The sequence below is a fragment of the Enorma timonensis genome (genome assembly GCF_000321165.1).
GTDB lineage: Bacteria > Actinomycetota > Coriobacteriia > Coriobacteriales > Coriobacteriaceae > Enorma.
The window spans coordinates 1-1268 of sequence record NZ_CAPF01000110.1 but is presented as its reverse complement, the minus strand read 5'-3'; the positions used below and the strand labels follow the sequence as shown (position 1 = coordinate 1268).

1 protein-coding gene is annotated in these 1268 nt (G+C 74.7%); it reads left to right on the top strand.

Annotated features, from left to right (window positions below; all coding sequences use genetic code 11):
- Nucleotides 1-202: 202 nt before the first annotated feature.
- Nucleotides 203-1261 (top strand): IS30 family transposase, encoded by a 1059-nt coding sequence (locus BN423_RS10450; protein ID WP_399460355.1) that lies wholly within the window; start codon nucleotides 203-205, stop codon nucleotides 1259-1261.
- Nucleotides 1262-1268: the final 7 nt, after the last annotated feature.

Genomic DNA, 1268 nt, shown 5'->3' with positions numbered 1-1268 from the left:
CGGATTCAAGGTTAGATCGCACCACCCGGAAAGGGTGGGGACCGTGTACAGTCGTGAGTTCAGGGAGAGGGCCGTCGCCCTCGTCGCCTCCGGGGAGAGCGCGGCGGCCGCCGCACGGGAGCTGGGGTGCGGCAAGAGGTCGGTCGTCGAGTGGTGCGGGATCGCGGGCCTCCGCCTGCGCCACGGCCGAATCGGGGGCCCGGTGAGGAGGCCCGTCGTGGAGGCCGCCCCGCTCCCGCCGAGGAGCTCGCCGCGCGCCCGGCTCGACGACGAGCGCAGGGCGCTGATCGCCGACCGGCTGCGCGCCGGGCGCGGCGTGAGGGAGATCGCGCGCGAGCTGGGCGTCTCCCACTCGACCGTGTCGCGCGAGCTCGCCCGCAACGCGCGCCCGGACGGGCGCTACGACGCCGGCCACGCCGGCAGGAGGGCGCGCGAGCGGGCCTCCAGGCCGAGGGCCGGCAGGCTCGAGCGGCTCCCGCGCCTCAGGGCCGAGGTCGTGCGCCGGCTGGCGCTCAGGTGGTCCCCCGAGCAGGTGTCGGCGAGCCTGCGGCGCGACTTCCCCGACGACGAGGAGATGAGGGTGAGCCACGAGACGATATACCGGGCCCTCTACGTGCAGGGGCGCGGCTCGCTGCGCGGGGAGCTCGAGGTGGAGCTGGTGCTTCGCAGCGGCCGACGCTCGAGGAGGCGCCGCTCGCTGCCGCCCGAGCCGCGCGGGGGCAGGACGTGGGTGGAGGGGGCCGAGCTGGCCCTCAGGCCGCCCGAGGCCGACGACCGCTCGGTGCCGGGCCACTGGGAGGGCGACCTCGTCGTGGGCGCGGACGGGGCGACCTGCCTGGTCACGCTCGTGGAGCGCTCCGCGCGCTTCCTGCTGGTCTCGAGGCTCCCCGAGCACTCGTCGCAGACCGTGGCCGGCCGTCTCGCCGAGATGGTCGCCTCGCTGCCCGCCGCCCTGCGCCGGACGCTGACCTGGGACCAGGGGGTCGAGATGGCCCGCTGGAGGGGCTTCGCCGAGGCCACGGGCTTCGAGGTCTACTTCTGCGACCCCCGCAGCCCCTGGCAGCGGGGCACCAACGAGAACACCAACGGGCTCCTGAGGCAGTTCTTCCCCAAGGGGACGGACTTCTCGCTGGTCACCGACGAGGCGGTGCGCGAGGCCCAGGACCAGCTCAACGGGAGGCCGCGCAAGACCCTCGGGTGGTCGACGCCGGCGGAGGAGATGGCGCGAATGTTGTCGGAGAGTGGTGCAATGACCGTGTGAATCCGCC